Source organism: Rhodococcus sp. IEGM 1409, from assembly GCF_030056735.1.
In the GTDB taxonomy this organism is placed as follows: Bacteria; Actinomycetota; Actinomycetes; order Mycobacteriales; family Mycobacteriaceae; genus Rhodococcus_F.
On the sequence record NZ_JASHKN010000004.1, the window covers coordinates 239,455 to 260,697 of the forward strand.

Sequence of the window (21,243 nt, forward strand, 5' to 3'; positions counted from 1 at the left end):
AATTCGGTCACACTTGTGTTGTGAAAAGAAATGCGTCAGACCCTCGAAGCAAGGAAGTTGCAGGTCAGCCCACTGTAGCGACCTCGCCGAGTGCTGCCGCAAATCCGGTGACGGTGAGCGTCGAAGGCCAGACCCGGGCCGCAGTGGTCAAGCTGCTACTCGAAGAAGGCCCCATTACCGCCTCCGAAATCGGCACACGCCTCGGTTTGAGTGCCGCAGGTGTCCGACGTCACTTGGACGCCTTGATCGAGTCCGGCGAAGCCCGTACCGCTTCTGCGGCGTCGCTGCGCCAGCGCGGACGCGGTCGACCCGCCAAACAGTTCCAGATCACCGCGACCGGTCGCGGGCGCCTCGGTCATACCTACGACGATCTGGCAGGAGCCGCGATGCGGCAACTTCGTGAAATCGGCGGGGACGCGGCAATCGAGGAGTTCGCCAAGCGCCGGGTGCAGGCGATCGTCGGAGACGTCGAACCGGCTGATCCGACAGATGTGGACAACGTCGAGGCGACAGCGGACGCAATCGCCGAAGCCTTCAACGCGGTGGGGTTCGCAGCGTCGACCCGGCCGGTCGGCAACGGCGTGCAGATCTGCCAGCATCACTGCCCGGTTTCCCATGTGGCAGAAGAGTTTCCGGAACTGTGCGAGGCAGAGCAGCAAGCATTCCGGCAATTGCTCGGAACGCACGTCCAGCGTCTGGCGACCATCGCCAACGGTGACTGCGCCTGCACGACGCACGTGCCCCTCGTGTCCACCGGGAGTAGATGACCGGACCACAGCGTTCTACAGAGCGTTGCCCCAGAGCAGCGTTCGAAGAGAGATTTTTCAGCTAGTTCTTCAAAGTCAGAACTGCTCGACCGCAGCGACCAGCCCTCGCTGAATCCGAGCAGCCGTCAAGAAACAAGACTCCGGAAGGAGCTCGCATGACCGTCACATCAGACCAGGCGACTACCACTGCAGCTGCAGGCACCGAGCCGCTCACGCAGGAAGAGGCCATCGCGTCCCTCGGTCATTACGGCTACGGCTGGTCCGATTCCGACGAAGCCGGAGCCAGCGCCCAGCGCGGACTCTCCGAGGCTGTCGTGCGGGACATCTCCGCGAAGAAGAGCGAGCCGGAGTGGATGCTCGACATCCGCCTCAAGGCTCTGCGCACCTTCGACAAGAAGCCGATGCCGAACTGGGGCTCCGACCTCGAAGGCATCCACTTCGACAACATCAAGTACTTCGTCCGGTCCAGCGAGAAGCAGGCCGAGTCGTGGGAAGACTTGCCCGAGGACATCAAGAACACGTACGACAAGCTCGGCATCCCCGAGGCGGAGAAGCAGCGCCTGGTTGCCGGCGTCGCAGCTCAGTACGAGTCCGAGGTCGTCTACCACTCGATCCGTGAGGATCTCGAGCAGCAGGGCGTCATCTTCCTGGACACCGACACCGGCCTCAAGACGCACCCGGAGCTGTTCAAGGAGTACTTCGGATCGGTCATCCCGGCCGGCGACAACAAGTTCTCCGCGCTCAACACCGCTGTGTGGTCGGGTGGCTCGTTCATCTACGTTCCGCCGGGAGTCCACGTGGACATCCCGCTGCAGGCGTACTTCCGCATCAACACCGAGAACATGGGTCAGTTCGAGCGCACCCTGATCATCGTCGACGAAGATGCCTCCGTGCACTACGTCGAGGGTTGCACCGCACCGATCTACAAGTCCGATTCACTGCACTCGGCCGTAGTCGAGATCATCGTGAAGAAGGGCGGCCACTGCCGCTACACGACCATCCAGAACTGGTCCAACAACGTCTACAACCTGGTGACCAAGCGCACCAAGGTCGAAGCCGGTGGATCGATGGAGTGGATCGACGGCAACATCGGTTCCAAGGTCACCATGAAGTACCCGGCCGTCTGGCTGATGGGTGAGTACGCCCGCGGTGAGGTTCTCTCTGTTGCGTTCTCCGGCGAGGGCCAGCACCAGGACACCGGCGCCAAGATGCTCCACCTCGCGCCGCACACGTCGTCGACCATCATCAGCAAGTCTGTCGCCCGCGGCGGTGGACGCGCGTCGTACCGCGGTCTGGTGCAGGTCAACAAGGGTGCCCACGGCTCCAAGTCGACCGTCAAGTGTGACGCTTTGCTCGTCGACCAGATCAGCCGAAGCGACACCTACCCGTACGTCGACATCCGCGAGGACGACGTCACCATGGGTCACGAGGCCACGGTTTCCAAGGTCAGTGACGATCAGCTCTTCTACCTGATGAGCCGCGGACTGACCGAGGACGAGGCGATGGCCACCATCGTGCGTGGATTCGTCGAGCCCATCGCGAAGGAACTCCCGATGGAGTACGCGCTCGAGCTCAACCGCCTTATCGAACTTCAGATGGAAGGGGCTGTGGGTTAGTGACCACGCCAGAGACCGGAGTCATCGGAGCCGTTGCCGGGGAGAACCCGACCGCTCCTGTAAAGGGTGCAGCCACAGGCTCACCCATCACGAACAAGGGCGAGCAGTTCTCGTCGTTCGACGTCAACGCATTCGAGGTCCCGGGCGGACGTGACGAGATCTGGCGGTTCACCCCGCTGCGTCGTCTGCGCGGATTGCACGACGGCAGCGCAGTTGCCAACGCTCAGGTCACCGTCGAGGTGGACGGTGGCAGCGACATCACCGTCGAGACCGTCGGCCGTGACGACGAGCGTCTGGGCAAGGCTGGCGTTCCTGCGGATCGCATTGCAGCGCAGGCGTATTCGAGTTTCGCGACTGCGACGGTCATCTCGGTTGGCGCCGAGGTCGAGGTCGAGAAGCCCGTCGTGGTCACCATGACCGGCCCCGGAGTCGACAACGTCGCCTACGGACACACCCAGATTCGTCTGGCGCAGTTCGCCAAGGCGACGTTCGTCATCGATCAGCGCGGCAGCGGAACCTTCGCGGAGAACATCGAATTCGTTCTCGGTGACAGCTCGCAGCTGACCGTGGTGGCCATTCAGGACTGGGCGGACGACGCAGTTCACGTGACGTCACATCACGCTCGCCTCAGCCGCGACGCAGTGCTCCGGTACACCTCGATCAGCCTGGGCGGCGACCTGGTTCGCCTCTCCGCCACCGTCAAGTACGACGGACCGGGCGGCGACGCGGAACTGCTGGGCCTGTACTTCGCCGACGCCGGCCAGCACCTGGAACAGCGTCTGCTGGTGGATCATTCGCAGCCCAACTGCAAGTCCAACGTGGTCTACAAGGGTGCGCTTCAGGGCGATCCGGGATCCGGCAAGCCCGACGCGCACACCGTGTGGATCGGCGACGTTCTCATCCGCGCTGCAGCGGAGGGCACCGACACGTTCGAGCTCAACCGCAACCTGGTGCTCACCGACGGCGCCCGCGCCGACTCGGTTCCGAACCTCGAAATCGAGACCGGTGAGATCGTCGGAGCCGGCCACGCAAGTGCGACGGGACGTTTCGACGACGAGCAGCTGTTCTACTTGCGTGCTCGCGGTATCCCGGAGGATCAGGCGCGTCGTCTGGTCGTACGTGGGTTCTTCCACGAAATCATCAACAAGATCGCTGTTCCCGAGGTGCGCGATCGCCTCGAAGCTGCGGTCGAAGCCGAACTCGCAGCAGTCGGCTCCTGACCGCCCTTATACTTCTCATCTTGAAGGAATTTCATGTCTACCAGTGACAACAACACCACACCGGCCATCTCGGTCCTCGAGGTTCGTGACCTGCACGTCGAGGTTGCCAACTCCGACGCCAACGCCGAGCCCATCCAGATCCTCAATGGCGTCGACCTGACGGTGCGCTCCGGCGAGACACACGCGATCATGGGCCCCAACGGCTCCGGCAAGTCGACTCTGTCGTACGCCATCGCCGGTCACCCCAAGTACCAGGTCACTTCCGGTTCGATCACCCTCAACGGTGAAGACGTCCTCGCGATGAGCGTCGACGAGCGTGCACGTGCCGGACTCTTCCTGGCGATGCAGTACCCCGTCGAGGTTCCCGGCGTTTCCATGTCCAACTTCCTGCGCACCGCCGCTACGGCAGTGCGCGGCGAGGCTCCCAAGCTGCGCCACTGGGTCAAGGAAGTCAAGGAAGCCCTCAGTGAGCTCGAAATCGACCCCTCGTTCATCGAGCGCTCGGTCAACGAAGGCTTCTCCGGTGGAGAGAAGAAGCGCCACGAGATCCTGCAGTTGGGCATGCTCAAGCCGAAAATCGCGATCCTCGACGAGACCGACTCCGGCCTCGACGTCGACGCTCTGCGCACCGTCTCCGAAGGCGTCAACCGCTACAAGGAGCGCGAGAACGGCGGAGTTCTGCTGATCACGCACTACACGCGCATCCTGCGCTACATCAACCCCGATTTCGTCCACGTGTTCGTCGCCGGCCGTATCGTCGAGTCCGGTGGACCGGAGCTGGCCGACGAGCTCGAGACCAACGGCTACGTTCGTTTCACCGCGGACACCGCAGCTACCCAGGGAGCGTAATCACGATGACCACCTCGGTGCGCGAGCTCGACGTCACAGCGGTTCGGGCCGACTTCCCGATCCTGGCGCGGACCGTGCGCGACGGAAAACCCTTGGTGTACTTGGATTCCGGCGCTACCTCGCAGCGTCCGGTCCAGGTTCTCGACGCCGAACGGGACTTCCTGACCACGTGTAACGCGGCAGTACACCGGGGTGCTCATCAGCTCGCAGAAGAGGCGACGGACGCGTACGAGAATGCGCGCGCCACCATCGCTTCCTTCGTGGGTGCGGATTCGGACGAGTTGGTGTTCACCAAGAACGCCACCGAGGCCCTGAATCTGGTGACCTACGTTCTCGGTGACGATCGCTTCGACCGTCACGTCGGTCCTGGCGACGAAATCGTCATCACCGAACTCGAACACCACGCCAACCTTGTTCCCTGGCAGGAACTTGCGCGCCGAACCGGTGCGACGCTCAAGTGGTACGGCGTCACCGACGACGGCCGGATCGATCTCGATTCGCTGGAGTTGACGGACGCGGTGAAGGTCGTTTCGTTCACTCACCAGTCCAACGTGACCGGTGCGATCGCACCGGTTGAGGAATTGGTGCGACGAGCACGCGCCGTCGGTGCACTTGTCGTGCTCGACGCGTGCCAGTCGGTGCCTCACATGGCAGTCGACTTCCACGAACTGGGAGTGGATTACGCGGCATTCTCCGGCCACAAGATGCTCGGCCCTTCGGGTGTCGGAGTTCTCTACGGCCGTCGTGAACTGCTGGCAGCGATGCCTCCGTTCATCACCGGCGGCTCGATGATCGAGACGGTCACCATGGAGGTCAGCACCTACGCGCCGCCGCCTCAGCGTTTCGAGGCCGGCGTTCCGATGACCTCACAGGTGGTCGGACTGGGCGCTGCCGTCGATTACCTGAACAACTTCGGGATGGACGCCGTCGCCGCGCACGAGCACGTGTTGGTGGAGGCAGCTCTCGAAAAGTTGTCGGCGATCGAAGGTCTGCGCATCATCGGACCGCAGACGTCCGAGAACCGGGGCGGCGCGATTTCCTTTGTCGTGGACGGTATTCACGCCCACGACCTCGGCCAGATCCTCGACGACGAGGGCGTCGCGATCCGCGTCGGCCACCATTGCGCGTGGCCGCTGCATCGTAAGTTCGGCGTGGCTGCGACTGCCCGTGCATCGTTTGCGCTCTACAACACCACCGCGGAAATCGACGTCCTCGTAGCGGCGATCAAGCGTGCGCAGGAATTTTTCGGTGTCGCAGGGGAGTTGAACTGAATCATGCGCATGGAGCAGATGTATCAGGAAGTGATCCTCGATCACTACAAACATCCGCACGGCCGCGGACTCCGTGAGCCGTTCGGCGCTGAGGTGCACCACGTCAACCCGACGTGTGGCGACGAGGTGACGTTGCGCGTCCAGATCTCCGAGGACGGAACCGTCTCCGACGTCTCGTACGACGGGCAGGGTTGTTCGATCAGCCAGGCGTCTACGTCAGTACTCAACGACCTCGTCATCGGGATGCAGGTCACCGACGCACTGAAGACGGTGACGGCGTTCAACGAGATGGTGAGCAGTCGAGGCACCGTCGAGGGGGACGAGGACGTCCTCGGCGACGGCATCGCGTTCGTCGGTGTCTCGAAGTACCCGGCACGCGTCAAGTGCGCCTTGCTCGGATGGATGGCATTCAAGGATGCTGTAGTCCAGATTGTCGACGGCGGTGCTGTCACGACGGCGGACAGCAGCAGTGAATTGGTCGACACGACTGAAGGACAGGGATCATGACCGAGACACAACCAGTGCAGGACGCCGAGGTCGGCGCTCCGGTGAATCCGAATCCCGATTCGACTGCGGAATTCGGTGGCGCACAGGGCAGTGGAACTGTCCCGTCGCCTGAGCGGCTCGACGAACTCGAAGAAGCGATGCGCGACGTCGTCGACCCCGAACTGGGAATCAACGTCGTCGACCTCGGATTGGTCTACGGACTCTTCGAAGACGACGGCGTCGTCACGATCGACATGACTCTGACGTCGGCGGCGTGCCCGTTGACCGACGTGATCGAGGACCAGGCGCGCGGCGCACTGGTGCGTAGCGATCTGTGTACCGACATGAAGATCAACTGGGTGTGGTTGCCGCCGTGGGGACCGGACAAGATCACCGAAGACGGACGCGAGCAGCTGCGCGCACTCGGCTTCACCGTCTGACAAGTAATCTCAGTACGATCAACTGAATAGATCTCATCGGAGCGTCGGTACCCGTTCGTCGGGTACCGGCGCTTCGGTTTGTTATATAGGGCCGTTTTAGCCATGATATTCAGGACAATAGTCCCGAATGATTGTTTGATGAAGATTTGCTGGAAGCTGACTCATCGGTAACATCGCAGCTGATTGTCACGATGTGATCTCCGGCGGGCGATTTGCGAGTTTCCGCCGGAGCTTTCCAATGTATTCGTCTTATTTCGAAGTACCCCGATCAGTTCGAAGCGTCCGGCGGGCGCATACACCTGTTTGGATCATGATCAAGTTGTAAGAGGGAGATTCGTGTGGATGGCAGTCCCGACCGAGGAATCGTTTCCGCAGCTCGTCCAGACGACGAACTCACCTTCCCTCTTTCTGCCGCGCAACTTTCCCTACTTGTCGCACAACAGCTTCGACCCGAGATACCAGTCAGCATCGCTCAGTACGTCGATGTGGACGGCCCGCTCGACATCGACCTGCTGACCGCCGCCAGTAAGCAGACCGGCCGTGAGATCGGTTCCGGATACCTGCGCCTGGTCGAGGTGGACGGGGTTGCGCGTCAGTGGCTCGATGTCGACATGGACGATTCCCTCGACGTGGTCGACCTACGCACCGAAACGGATCCGGAATCGGCGGCGCGCGAATGGATGCGGCGCGAACACACCGCAGCCATCGATCCGTTCACCGATCGCCTGGTCAGGCTCGCGGTCCTGGTTCTTCGCGACGACCATTCCTACTGGTACAGCCGCATCCATCACGTAGCCCTCGACGGTTTCGGTGCGATGTCGATGATGAACCGCACAGCCGAGATCTACACCGCCGCCGTACGAGATCTGCCAGTTCCCCCAGTGGTAACTGCGCCTCTCCAAGCTTTGGTGCAGGCTGAGTCGGACTATCTGGGCTCTACGCGGTGGGAGCGCGACCGTGACTACTGGACTACGAAGATGGCCGACAAGCCGAGCGGAACCTCGCTCGCGTCCTCGACTGCTCCCGCGCAGGCGTGGTCACGTCTGCGGTCGGCGACGGTGCCTGAAGAACTGCGAAGCTCCCTCGAACGAATTGCCGAAGCGCACGACGTGACGACGTCCTCGGTGGTAATCGGCGCTCTGGCCGCCTACCTTGCCCGGGCCATCGGAACTCGCGATGTCGTGCTCAGTCTCCCGGTTTCGGGGCGCACGACAAAGGCTGCACGCAGGTCCGGCGGAATGATGTCGAACGTCGTCCCGATACGCGCGAGCGTCGACCCCTACTTCGCAGTGGGGGACTTGCTGCGTGAGGTGAAGATCGAACTGACCGGCGCACTGCGTCATCAGAAGTACCGCCACGAGGACCTGCGACGCGTCCTCAACGCCGGTGATCACAGTATCGCCGACGGACGCGGCTTCCACGGACCGTTGATCAACCTCATGCTGTTCCACTCCGGAATCACCCTCGGCGACGCGCGCGGCGAACTCCACGTGATCTCGACCGGGCCGATCGAAGACCTCTCGGTCAACGTCTATCAGACTTCCACAGCCGAGGGGATCCAGATCGACTTCGCCGCGAATCCAGACCTCTACACCGACGAGGACGTCTCGCGTCACCATCGACGGTTCCTCGAATTCCTCGAATTGTTTTGTGCCGCAGAATCGGGAACTCGATTGATGGACATCGACCCGGACGCCGCGGGGAAGTGGATCGCAGAAGTCCAACACGCCCGCAACGTCGAATACTGGTCATCGACATTGTCGAACCCGGCCGAGGAGCTGGGGTTGCCGGTCGTCGCTGGAACCGGTCGAACGTCCACGCCCCTCCAGATCGAGGCAGACCTCTGCCGCCGCCTCGAGACGATGGCGACGACGATGAACACGAGTCTGTTCGTGCTTTTCCAGTCTGCGATGACCGGACTGTTGCGCCGCGTCGGTTCGGCCGACGAGGTGTCGATCGGAGTTTCGGTTCGCGGATACGGCGCCTCGAATCCGGACGACTTCGTCTCGATGTTCGCCAACCAGCTGGTGCTTCGCTCGACGGCGTCGAACACCATGACGCTCACAGATCTGGTCGGTGCGGTGGACGCCGTCGCGATCGACGCCTTCGAACACGCAGACATTCTTCTGTCTTCGGTGACCGCCGCCCTCGGTGAGGGTCGATGGGTGGAGACGGGCCCGTTGTTCCGGGCGATGGTCTGCTTCGAGGAACCGCTCGATGCACATCCGAAATTTCCGGGACTCATGGTCGGTGCGCCTATCGGGTCCGACCTCGCGACAGCTCCGGAACTGTTTGTCTCTCTGGCGATTCCGACGGGTGAGCATGCCGACTTCGATCTGCCGATCTCCGGCGTTCTGGATTGGCTCGGCACGAAAGAGCAAGCCGAAGACCTCGCCGACCGCTATCTACGAATCTTGACCGCGATGGCCAGCGCTCCGCACTCGGTGCTCGGCTCTGTGGACCTGCTCCGCGCGGACGCGCGCCAGGCGCTTGTACCGCCCGTTCTGCCGACTACCCCGGTCCGAACGCTCTCCGACATCTTTGCCGACCGTGTTCGCGCGACCCCTGACGCGACCGCCGTCGTCGTGGGCGACGAGCGAGTGTCGTACCTCGAACTCGATCGAAGATCGAATCGGTTGGCGCGCAAGCTCGTCGATCATGGCGTGCAATCCGAGTCGCTGGTCGGAATCATGCTGCCGAAGTCAGTCGACATGATCGTCACGGCTGTCGCGGTGCTGAAGGCCGGCGGCGGATATCTCCCGCTCGATCGTGCGCACCCGGCCGAGCGCTTGGCGTATGTGGTCGAGGATGCGCAACCGGTGTGCATCATTTCCGATTCCACCTTCCCGAACTCCGATGTGACGGTCGTCGGAGTCGGCTCCGACGAGTACTCCGGTGCGAGTCTGGAAGCCGATGAGCGCCCGCACGCGCACGGTGCCGACAATCTGGCGTACGTGATCTACACCTCGGGGTCGACGGGTCGACCCAAGGGTGTCTCCGTCACCCATGCCACCGTGGTGCGATTGTTCGAGAACACGCACGTCGAATTCGGGTTCGACGGCAACGACGTGTGGACGATGTTCCACTCGTTCGCCTTCGACTTCTCGGTGTGGGAACTGTGGGGCGCGCTGCTCCACGGTGGAACGCTGCTCCTGGTCGATCACGAAGTCTCACGCGACCCCGATGCCTTCCGAGCGCTGGTCGCTGCGGAAGGCGTCACGGTGCTCAATCAGACGCCCTCGGCCTTCTACCAGTACGTCGAAGCGGACCTTCGGGCCGATTCACAGACTCGGCTCCGGTTCGTGATCTTCGGTGGCGAAGCTTTGGACCTGCGTCGCCTCGGGCGCTGGTATGACAATCACACGGGCTACGACAATCACACGGAATCCGGGCCCGCACTCGTCAACATGTACGGCATCACCGAGACGACGGTGCACGTCACGCATCTCGAACTCGACAGGGCGAGCGCGAGTTCGGTAACCGGCAGCCGGATCGGTGACGCGATCGACGGACTTCGTGTGTACCTGCTCGACGAGCATCTCTCGCCGGTCCCGGTGGGAATCGCGGGGGAGATCTACGTCGCCGGCGGTCAACTCGCCCGTGGTTATCTGGGCCGGCCCGACCTCACCGCGGGCCGGTTCGTCGCGGATCCGTTCAACGCCGGCGGACGACGGTTGTACCGCTCCGGCGATCGCGCACGCTGGATTGCGCCCGGACAACTCGAATACCTCGGGCGCGGCGACGCACAGGTCAAGATCCGCGGATTCCGGATCGAACTCGGAGAAATCGACTCCGTCATTCTCAGCGCGCCGGGAATCGACGACGCCGTGACCGTCGTCGCTCCGACGCCGGCCGGTGGCGCTCTCGTGACGTATGTGACGGCTTCCGACGTCGTGGACGTCGAAGTCCTCCGCGCCCACGCCGCCGAAGTCCTTCCGACCTACATGGTTCCCGATGCCTTCATGATCATCGATTCGATTCCGTTGACCACCAACGGAAAACTCGACCGGCGTGCGCTGCCGTCGCCGATCCTGGCCTCCACCAAGGCCTTCCGGCCCCCGACGACACCGACCGAGGACAAGGTTGCCGCGGTTCTGGCTGACATCCTGGGTAGCGGACCGCTCGGGCTCGACGACAATTTTTTCCATCTGGGCGGAAACTCGCTGGTAGCGACGACGGCTGTGGCTCGCTTGACCGAAGCCACCGGGGTTCGGATGCCGCTGCGTGCACTCTTCGATCACCCCACGGTGTCCGGGATCGCGGCGACGATCGAGCGTGCCGCACAGACGCCGGACGCCGACGGTATTCAGGTCGTAACCCGGCCGGCGGTACTACCGCTCGCTCCCGCGCAGCAGCGACTGTGGTTCCTCAACCGCGTCGCACCGGAATCAGGTGCCTACAACATTCCGTTGGCGGTGTCGCTGCGCGGTGACGTCGATGCCGACGCGCTGGGCGCCGCGATCGTGGACGTGGTGACTCGCCACGAGTCACTGCGCACCGTGTTTCCTCAGGTCGGGGACAACGCAACGCAAAAGGTTCTGGGCCTGGGCGAGGGTATCGCGGGGCTCGAGTCGATCGAGGTGGAACGCGAAAGCCTCGAAAGAGTGATCTTCGAATTCTCCTCGGCCGGTTTCGATCTGGTCCGCGAACGCCCGGTGCGCTACTTGCTGATCACTGTCGCCGATGACGAGGAGGCCGTCCTCGTCGTAGTTCTGCACCACATGGTGGCCGACGGTTGGTCACTCGCGCCGCTGGCTGCGGACCTCACCGGCGCCTACGCGGCCCGTGTCGGCGGCAATGGCCCACAGTGGGCGCCCCTTCCCGTTCAATACGCCGATTACGCGCTCTGGCACCGGGAACACCTCGGTGACGCTACATCCGCCGAGTCTCTTGCCCACTCGCAGATTGCGTTCTGGAAGCAGCGCCTGGCGGGAGCGCCCGAGCGACTCCATCTGCCGACAGACCGTCAGCGCCCACTCGATCCGTCCATGCGCGGAGCCGGCGTCGACATCAGGATCGGTGCTTCCACCCACCAGAAGCTTGGCGCGCTCGCCGCAGATCACGACGCCACTGCATTCATCGCGCTACACGCGTGCTTCGCGCTCCTCCTGGCCCGCTACAGCGGCACGGACGACATCGTCGTCGGAACGCCGGTGGCGGGTCGAGGGGACAGGTCTCTCGATCTGCTCGTCGGTATGTTCGTCAACACCCTCGCCTTGCGAACCGTCGTCGATCGTGACGCAAACTTCGGGGAGTACCTCGCGCAGGTCAGAGTCGTCGATGTGGATGCCTTCGACAACGCGGACGTGCCGTTCGACGTCGTCGTGGACGCGCTCGAACTGGACCGATCATCCTCGCATCACCCGGTGTTCCAAGCGGCCATCACCTCACGGATAACCACCACGCACACAGCCGAACTGGCAGGAGTGTCGATGACGGCACGGGCGGTCGAGACGGGGCTGACCAAGTTCGACCTCGAACTCACCGTCACCGAACGTCGCGAGGCCGGGTCCGCAGCGGGTATCGATGCCACGTTCACCTATTCCACCGATCTGTTCGACAGGACAACCGTCGAAGCGTTGGCGCGAAATTTTGTGACACTCGTGGAATCGGCAGTATCGGAACCGGCTGCACCGGTGGGTGACCTTCGTGTACTCGGCGCCCGGGAGAGCGCCGCGACACTGCCGCGACGCGGTGACATCTCGCTCGGCGAATCGACCTTGGCGCAGATCCTGGGCGAGACCGCGCTGGCCCATCCCGACGCGATCGCCCTCGAAGACTCCGAGCGATCACTCTCGTACGGAGAGTTGGAGCGCCGATCGAATCGGATCGCTCGATACCTCATGGACCTGGGCGTCGGACCCGAGACACCGGTCGCACTGGCCGTCGCCCGATCGGTCGACTCGGTGCTCGCAGTCTGGGCGGTCACCAAAGCCGGCGGCGTTTTCGTCCCGGTCGATCCCCGTTATCCCGCAGATCGCGTTGCGCACATGCTCGAGGATTCGGGTGTGCGGATCGGAATTCGGTCAGCCGAGGTTGCGGCTGGTCCGGCGGTCGGCGAGAACGTCGCGGTCTGGATCGACCTCGGCGACGCGGACACGGTTGCAGAATGTGCCGCCTACTCCGACGCTGCGATCGACGACGCGGACAGAACGGGATCGATCACTGCGGCGTCGGCTGCGTACGTCATCTACACGTCCGGGTCGACCGGAGTGCCGAAGGGCACCGTCGTCACTCATGCGGGTTTGGCCAATCTTGCTCGCGAACAACAGGCTCGGTACCGGATCACCGCTGATTCGCGGACTCTGCATTTTGCGTCACCGAGCTTCGACGGCGCCGTCCTCGAACTTCTGCTCGCCGGTTCGACCGGCGCGACGATGGTGATCGCACCCCCCGACATCTACGGTGGGGACGCGTTGAGTGAATTCTTCCGAAGCCGCGAAGTCACACATGCGTTCATCACCCCGGCCGCTCTGGCAACTGTCGATCCGGAGGGAGTGTCGGCGCTGGAATGCGTAGTCGTCGGCGGCGATGTGTGCACTCCGGAACTGGTCTCGAGCTGGGGTAACGGGCGCAGACTGCACAACGGATACGGCCCGACCGAAACCACCGTCATGGTCGCCATCAGTGATCCACTTTCACCGGGCGAGCCGATCACCATCGGCGGTCCCATCCGCGGAATCGACGCCGTGGTGCTCGACGCCCGGCTGCAACCGGTCCCGATCGGCGGCGTCGGCGAGCTGTACATCGGTGGGCCGGGCCTCGCGCGTGGATACCACCTCCGTCCCGCACTGACGTCGGATCGTTTTGTCGCGCATCCGTACTCGACGCCCGGTGCCCGGATGTACCGAACCGGTGACCTCGTCCGCTGGACCAAGGACCTCACCCTTCGTTATGTCGGCCGTAGCGATCATCAGCTCAAGATCCGCGGGTTCCGCATCGAACTCGGCGAGGTCGACGCTGCCTTGATGGATTCCCCTCTCGTCCACTTCTCCACGACAATTCCCGTCGAATCTGCTGCCGGTACCACCCTGGCGTCGTACGTGCTGCTGAACGGCGACGCTGATACCGAGTCGCTCTTTGCGACCCTCGCCGATACGCTGCCGCGCTACATGATTCCGTCGTCGATCACCCCGATCGACGCGATTCCGCTGACCCCGGTTGGCAAACTCGATCGCAGAGCACTACCGACACCGATACCGCGCGAAATCCTCGGAACAGGTCGCGATCCGGAGCCCGGGCTCGAACGAACCGTCGCCGACGTCTTCGTTTCACTGCTCGACGTACCCGAGGTCCGGGCCGCAGACAGCTTCTTCGATCTCGGAGGCAACTCCCTCGTCGCGACGCAGGTGTCCGCGCGGTTGAGTGCGGCGACGGGACTCGCCGTGGACGTGCGCTCGATCTTCGAAGCACCGACCGTCGAAGCGCTCGCTGCGCATCTGACGGCAAGCGCCGCAGGATCAGACGATCGACCTGCCCTGAGCGCCGGTGCTCGCCCGGACCGCCTGCCACTCTCCGCTGCACAACAGCGACTGTGGTTCGTCAATCGCTTCGATCCGCAGTCCGCGGTCTACAACATCCCGTTCGCGATCCGGATCACCGGAGACATTCACGGCGGTGCACTCGAAGAGGCGCTCGCGGACGTCATCGCGCGCCACGAGGTGCTTCGAACGATCTACGTCGACAGCGCGGACGGCCCGAGCCAGGTCATCCGAGAACTTTCTGATGCGCAGTTCTCTGTCGAGCGCTATGTCGGCTCCGAAGGAGTCGACTCGGCGACAATGGAGTTCGCGGCGCGCGGGTTCGATCTCGCTTCGGATCTGCCGATTCGGGCACTGCTCGTGCGTGAGAACGCCGACGCTCACGTGCTGGTCGTCGTCATCCACCACATCGCCTTCGACGGCTGGTCCCTGACTCCCTTTGCCGCAGATTTCATTGGGGCGTACTCCGCACGCGTCGTCGCAGATGTACCGGTATTTGCGCCGCTCGAGGTGCAGTACGCCGATTACGCGCTGTGGCAGCAAGACTCGCTCGGAGAGATCAGCGACCCGGAGTCTCTGGTTGCCCGCGAGCTGACATTCTGGACGGCTGCCATGGCGGGCGCCCCGGATGAGGTACTCCTACCAGTGGATCGCCCACGCGGGTCTGTCACCACTTCCGCCGTCGGATCGGTGCCGATCGTCATCGATGCGGCGACGGGGGAGCGACTCGGCGCCCTGGCACGACGGAGTGGTACGACGCAATTCATGGTCGTGCACGCGATCCTGGTGGTTGTTCTCGCGCGCCTCGGTGCAACCGACGAAGTGGTGATCGGGACTCCGGTAGCGGGCCGCGGGCGACCCGAGTTGGATTCCCTGATCGGGATGTTCGTCAATTCGGTACCGCTTCGCACACCGGTCGATCACCGAGCGTCGTTCACCTCTTTGCTCGAGGCGGTCCGCGATCTCGACCTTGCCGCTTTCGCGCACGCCGAGCTTCCCTTCGAGGTGCTGGTCGACGCCCTCGATCTCGACCGGTCCACCACGCGGCACCCCCTGTTCCAGGTCATGCTGTCGTACCACCAGAATCTGCTCTCACCGCAGGTCATGGTCCACGACGCGCATCTCGAGGCGCAGCCACTCGAACCGTCCGTCGCGAAGTTCGACCTCGAGTTCACCCTGCTGGCCGGCGATTCCGAGAACACGGAGATCACCGGATCGCTCAGGTTTGCCGAGGCGCTCTTCGACACCGTCACCGCAGAATCGATCGCTGACCGTGTGCAGTCTGTGGCCCGCGTAGTCGCCGCCGAACCGGACACGGCGATCGACGACATCGAATTCCTCAGCACCCTCGAGCGGGCGTCGCTGATGCCGGTTCGCGGTCCGGTGTGGACAGCCTCGCGTACCTTGGCCGAGATCTTGACGCGGACCGCTACCCGCTCAGGCGAATCGGTGGCCCTTCGATCCGGTGACACCACGGTGCTTTACCGCGACTTGTTCGCCCGTGCGTCGTCGCTTGCCCGGCGCTTGACCACTGAAGGGATCGGCACCGAAGATATTGTGGCAACAGCCATTCCGCGTTCGATCGACTCGATCGTCGCGTTGTGGGGCGTTGCCTTGACCGGTGCCGCGTTCGTTCCGGTTGATCCGCGATATCCCGCCGATCGAATTCTGCACATGCTCACCGATTCGGGAGCCACTCGCGGAGTGACGACGGAAGCGGTGATCGAATCGCTGCCCCGCCCGGTTCCATGGATGACGATGGACGGCATCGAGGACGATGGTGTCGGGCAGCCGGTTCCGGCCGCACCGATCCGAATCGACAACCTCGCCTACATCATCTACACCTCCGGATCGACGGGAAAACCCAAGGGCGTCAGCGTCACTCACCGTGGCCTGAATGCACTGGCTGCCGAGCAGACCGTGCGCTACGGCATCTCGGCGCAGTCGCGGACACTGCACTTCTCCTCACCGAGTTTCGACGCATCCATACTTGAACTGCTGCTCGCTGTGGGTGAGGGCGCGACGATGGTGATCGCAACTCCTGACGTGTACGGCGGTGAGGACCTCGCGAGACTTGTCACCGATCACGAGGTGACCCACGCGTTCATCACGCCGGCTGCGCTGGCCTCGGTCGATCCCACCGGGCTGGACGTCTTGCAGTCGATCGTTGTCGGCGGCGAGGCCTGCTCACCCGAACTGGTCCACAAGTGGGCACCCGGCCGCCGGTTGTTCAACGGATACGGGCCGACGGAAACCACCGTCATGGTATGCATCAGCGATGCTCTGACAGCGGGGGAGACCGTGACCATCGGCGGACCCGTCCGCGGCGTGTCCGCGGTGGTTCTCGACGGTTCCGCTCAGCCGGTTCCCGTCGGGGTCACCGGTGAGCTGTACATCGCCGGCCTGGGACTTGCCCGCGGCTACCTCGATCAACCCGCATTGACGGCGACGCGATTCGTGGCGGCGCCGTTCGGTCCGGCCGGCACCCGCATGTACCGGACCGGAGACCTGGTTCGGTGGACGCCGCTCGAGACGCTCGAATACGTCGGACGCTCTGATCATCAGGTGAAAGTGCGCGGATTCCGCATCGAACTGGGCGAGATCGACTCCGTCCTCAGCACTTACCCCGGCGTCGAGTTCGCGGTCACCGTGGGCGTGAACGCAGCTTCCGGTGAGACGATGTTGGCGTCGTACGTGGTGCTCGGCACGGAAGCCGTCGAGGTAGACGAACTGTTGAGCCACGCGCGCCGCTCACTGCCCGCCTTCATGGTGCCGTCGGCGATCACCCCGATCGAGCGCGTTCCGCTGACCCCCGTCGGGAAACTCGACCGGGCGGCGCTGCCTGCGCCGACACTGCGTTCGGCCGAGCGAAGTGTCGAGCCGCTGACCACAGCGACCGAACTCCAGGTTGCCGTCGTCGTGGCGGAACTGCTGGGAATCGAACAGATCAGTGCGTCGGACAGCTTCTTCGAACTCGGTGGCAACTCCCTACTCGCCACCAGACTGGCCCAGCGCCTCGGGGAGTCATTGAGTAGGCAGGTACCTGTCCGAATGCTGTTCGAGCACCCCGAAATTCGGGAACTTGCCGCTGCACTCGACACATCCGCCGAGGTAAAGGCACTTCCTCCGATCAGCGCCGCCGATCGCCCGGACCGGATTCCGCTTTCCTACGCGCAAGCGCGCATCTGGTTCCTCAACCAGATGGATCCCAGCTCACCGGCCTACAACGTCCCTGCCGCGATTTCGCTCGACGGTGCCCTAGACGTGCCGGCCCTCGAAGCTGCTGTCCTCGACGTGATCGAAAGACACGAAATCCTGCGCACGGTGTTCCCCGACTCCGACACCGGTCCACACCAGGTGATCCAGGATGCGTTCACCTCGCTGGAGTTCGGAAACGCCGACACCCGCGAACCGGCAGAGCTTGCCGGAGAATTTGCGTCGCGCGGATTCGACATCACAACTCAAGCCCCCGTTCGGGCACTTCTGCTCGAGTCGACGCCGCAACAACACACTCTGGTCATCGTGATCCACCACGTCGCGGCGGACGGGTGGTCGATCGCGCCGTTGATGAAGGACGTGCTCACCGCCTACGTCGCGAGAAGTTCGGGACACGCCCCTGAGTTCACGCCCCTCGAGGTGCACTACGCGGACTTCGCCATCTGGCAGCGAGAAGCGCTGGGCGCGGTGAACGAATCCGAGAGCGTGCTCGGGGCGCAGGCGTCGTACTGGCGGGAGACGTTGCTGGGAGCGCCCGAGCTGATCGACCTTCCGAGCGATCGAACTCGCCCGCTCACCCAGTCGTTGAGCGGTGCCCACACCGCGGTCTCGCTCCCGGTGCACACCCGGATCGCGGTCGAGGCGGTTGCCGGCGCGAATGCGTCGACGCCGTTCATGGTGTTGCACGCTGCCTACGCCGTGCTGCTGGCCAGGCTGAGCCGAAGCACCGACATCGTGATCGGATCCCCGGTCGCCGGGCGAGGACACCGAGTTCTCGACGACCTCGTGGGAATGTTCGTGGGCACAGTAGGGCTGCGCACGACGATTGATCCCGGATCGACCTTCGTCGACGTCCTGCGGACGGTCCGCTCCGTCGATCTCGACGCGTTCGCCCACGCGGACATTCCGTTCGAGCAGGTCGTGGACGTCGTGGCACCACCCCGGACCACCGACCGTCATCCGGTGTTCCAGACGATGATCTCGTTCCACGGCGCTCACCCGACGGCATGGGATCTCCCTGGACTTGCCGTTCGTGCCCACGAGATCACGCCGGACATCGCCAAGTACGACCTGCAGTTCACCGTTGTCGAACAGACCGCGGAGGAGGGCGGCGGATACGCGGCCTCCCTCACGTATGCAAAGGACCTCTTCGACGCCGATACGGCGGCGTCGTTTGCGGTGATGCTGGAAACGATGGTCGAGACACTGACCGCCCAGCCCTCCGTCGTCGTCGGTGACGTGGACCTCGTAGGACGCGGTCTGCGCGCGTTGCACGGACGTCCGGCCGGCGATGCTCTGACCTTGCCGGAGTTGCTGCTTCGCGGCGCCGCCGACCGGCATGCCTTGGCACTTGTCGACGTCGGCGCATCCACCACGCTCACGTACGGCGAACTCGACCGCCGCTCCGACGCGATGGCGTTCGCTCTGATCGCTCGCGGGCTTGCTCCGGAAATGATTGTGGCACTCGCGCTTCCGAGGTCGGTCGACTACGTGATCGCGCTCTGGGCCGTGGCGAAAGCCGGCGGGGTGTTCCTTCCCGTCGATCCCGCCTATCCCGCCGAGCGGATCGAGCACATGCTCACCGACAGCGGGGCAGTGCTCGGTATCACCAAGGGCCTATATCTGGCCGAACTCCCGGACGTCACGTCGTGGATCGAACTCGACGCGGTCGAATTCACCGCCGAAATCGAGGCCGTCCATTCCGAGACTCTGCCCGACGCGCCACTCGAGCTCGACAACCCGGCCTACCTGATCTACACCTCGGGCTCGACCGGAAAACCCAAGGGCGTATTGGTCACTCACGCGGGACTGGCAGCGTTTGCCGACGAACAGCGCGAACGCTTCGGCGTCACTGCACACTCCCGCGCTCTGAGCTTCGCCTCGACGAGCTTCGACGCTTCGGTGCTCGAGCTACTGCTGGCTTTCGGGGCCGGTGCGACGATGGTGATAGCGCCCTCGACGGTTCTCGGCGGCGTCGAATTGCACGAACTGCTCGACGAGCAGGCGATCACCCATGCCTTCGTGACTCCGGCCGCGCTGGCGACTGTCGATCCCGCTGGACTCGACCATCTCGAAGCCGTTGTCGTCGGCGGCGATGCGTGCTCTGCTGACCTCGTATCTCGGTGGGCCCCGGGGCGTCGGATGTTCAACGCGTACGGCCCCACAGAAGCAACCGTCGCTGTCACCATCAGCGATTCGCTCGCAGCGGGGGAGCCGGTGACGATCGGCGGTCCGATCCGCGGCGTGGACGCGATGGTTCTCGATTCCCGTCTCCACTCGGTCCCCGGCCGGATCGTCGGCGAGCTCTATGTCAGCGGCGACGGTCTCGCCCGCGGGTACCTCGGCAACCCAGCTCTGACGGCAACGCGGTTCGTTGCCGACCCGCACGGACCCGAAGGCGCTCGGATGTACCGCACCGGGGATCTCGTGCGTGAAGATCGCGCAGGGTCGCTTGTCTACCTCGGACGCGCAGACCACCAGGTCAAGGTGCGAGGGTTCCGGATCGAACTCGGTGAAATCGACGCGGTGCTGGCGTCGGAGGCGTCTGTGCATTCGGCCGTCAGCGTGGTCGTCGGTGAAGGTGGCGACGCTCGGATCGTCGCGTACGTCGTCCCGGCAAACGGGGACGTCGACGCAACCGCGCTACGCCGCCACACAGCCATATCCCTGCCTGCGCACATGATTCCGTCCGCTTTCGTCGCGATCGATGCAGTCCCGACCACACCGGCCGGCAAGCTGGATCGCACCGTTCTACCTGCCCCCGTCTGGGAATCGCCCAGTGGACGCGGCCCGGAAGGCAGCGACGAGATTGCGATCTGCGCTGCTTTCGCAGAGGTACTGGATCTCGACGACGCCGACACGTACGCCGATTCGAGCTTCTTCGAACTCGGCGGAAACTCACTCATGGCAACGCGTTTGGTCGCTGCCATCAAAGAACGCACCAGCCTGACCGTCCCCGTCGCGTGGATATTCTCCGACCCGACTCCGGAGGCATTGGCGCGCAGACTCTTCGAACTCGAGGCAACAGTTGTGACAAGTGACGCGGATACCTCCGCACTTGCAGTAGTCCTGCCACTGCGCCCGGAAGGCCGCGCCGAGCCACTGTTCTGCATCCATCCGGCCATCGGGTTGGCCTGGTGCTACGGGGCGCTCGATCGCTACGTCGATTCGAGCCGGCCGCTTTACGGCCTGCAGTCGCCGGTTTTGACGGACCCCGAATTCCGGGCGGAGTTGATCGAGGACTTCGCGGCGCGGTACGTCGAGGAAATCCGCGGAGTCCAGCCGCACGGTCCGTATCACCTGCTGGGGTGGTCGATCGGCGGATTGATCGCTCACGCGGCGGCGGTGCAGTTGCAAACAGCCGGTGAGAGCGTCGCCGACCTGATTCTGCTGGACAGCTTCGTTCTCGAAGACCTGACCATGGCGGGTGCGCAGCCTTCTCTCGCCGACCTGATCGGCGGGTTGGGGATCTCGGTGCCGGACGTCGACGAGCGCGATCTGACACCCGAGGACGCCGAAGAGCTCTTGCGCGGAGCCATCGGCGATCATCCCTTGGTCTCGAGCGAGCGGATCGAGCGACTGTTCGAGGAGTACTCGGCCGGCGCCGAGCTGGCTCACCGCTACCGCCCGGGCAAATTCGTGGGCGATCTGCTCTTCTTCTCGGCACAGACCGACACTTTCGACCCACTGCGAACTGCGTCGGCGTGGCGACCGTTCGTATCCGGGGTGATCATCGACCGTCCGGTGCCCACGTCACACGCCGAGATGTTCACCGAAGCAGGACTGGACGCTGTCGGGCCCGTGATCAACCTGGCTGTCGGAACGGGTCGTCACGCGGCCCCGGACGTCGACGCAGAACTGGACGCTCTGATCGAGGTTCAGGACGTGCGCGGCTGA

At 63.9% G+C, this 21,243-nt stretch carries 8 protein-coding genes; all 8 read left to right on the plus strand.

What is annotated here, in order from left to right; genetic code table 11:
- The first annotated feature begins 20 nt into the window (after positions 1-20).
- Positions 21-767: a helix-turn-helix transcriptional regulator gene (locus QM716_RS13915; protein ID WP_076948451.1), complete on the plus strand. Its 747-nt coding sequence runs from the start codon at positions 21-23 to the stop codon at positions 765-767.
- A 155-nt stretch (positions 768-922) separates the two neighbouring features.
- Entirely contained in the window at positions 923-2,383 is a 1,461-nt protein-coding gene (gene sufB, locus QM716_RS13920; RefSeq protein WP_283304663.1) for a Fe-S cluster assembly protein SufB, read from the plus strand.
- A complete protein-coding gene (gene sufD / locus QM716_RS13925) occupies positions 2,383-3,603 on the plus strand; it encodes a Fe-S cluster assembly protein SufD (RefSeq protein ID WP_283304664.1) in 1,221 nt (406 codons plus the stop codon). The genes sufB and sufD overlap by 1 nt, the downstream gene beginning before the upstream one ends.
- 33 nt (positions 3,604-3,636) lie before the next feature.
- Positions 3,637-4,452, plus strand: coding sequence for a Fe-S cluster assembly ATPase SufC (gene sufC, locus QM716_RS13930; protein ID WP_283304665.1), 816 nt, complete (start codon positions 3,637-3,639; stop codon positions 4,450-4,452).
- Positions 4,453-4,457: 5 nt separating this feature from the next.
- Positions 4,458-5,723, plus strand: a complete 1,266-nt coding sequence (locus QM716_RS13935) for a cysteine desulfurase (RefSeq protein WP_283304666.1) — start codon at positions 4,458-4,460, stop codon at positions 5,721-5,723.
- Positions 5,724-5,726: 3 nt separating this feature from the next.
- On the plus strand, positions 5,727-6,230 hold the full coding sequence (gene sufU, locus QM716_RS13940; protein WP_095970173.1) for a Fe-S cluster assembly sulfur transfer protein SufU: 504 nt from the start codon (positions 5,727-5,729) through the stop codon (positions 6,228-6,230).
- Positions 6,227-6,649, plus strand: a complete 423-nt coding sequence (locus QM716_RS13945) for a metal-sulfur cluster assembly factor (protein ID WP_003944963.1) — start codon at positions 6,227-6,229, stop codon at positions 6,647-6,649. The genes sufU and QM716_RS13945 overlap by 4 nt, the downstream gene beginning before the upstream one ends.
- 338 nt (positions 6,650-6,987) lie before the next feature.
- On the plus strand, positions 6,988-21,243 hold the full coding sequence (locus QM716_RS13950; RefSeq protein WP_283304667.1) for a non-ribosomal peptide synthetase: 14,256 nt from the start codon (positions 6,988-6,990) through the stop codon (positions 21,241-21,243).

Excerpts from the sequence above, each read along its gene's own strand:
- sufC (WP_283304665.1), top strand. The coding sequence starts at position 3,637 with ATGTCTACCAGTGACAACAACACCACACCGGCCATCTCGGTCCTCGAG.
- sufB (WP_283304663.1), top strand. The coding sequence starts at position 923 with ATGACCGTCACATCAGACCAGGCGACTACCACTGCAGCTGCAGGCACC.
- QM716_RS13945 (WP_003944963.1), top strand. The coding sequence starts at position 6,227 with ATGACCGAGACACAACCAGTGCAGGACGCCGAGGTCGGCGCTCCGGTG.
- sufU (WP_095970173.1), top strand. The coding sequence starts at position 5,727 with ATGCGCATGGAGCAGATGTATCAGGAAGTGATCCTCGATCACTACAAA.
- QM716_RS13935 (WP_283304666.1), top strand. The coding sequence starts at position 4,458 with ATGACCACCTCGGTGCGCGAGCTCGACGTCACAGCGGTTCGGGCCGAC.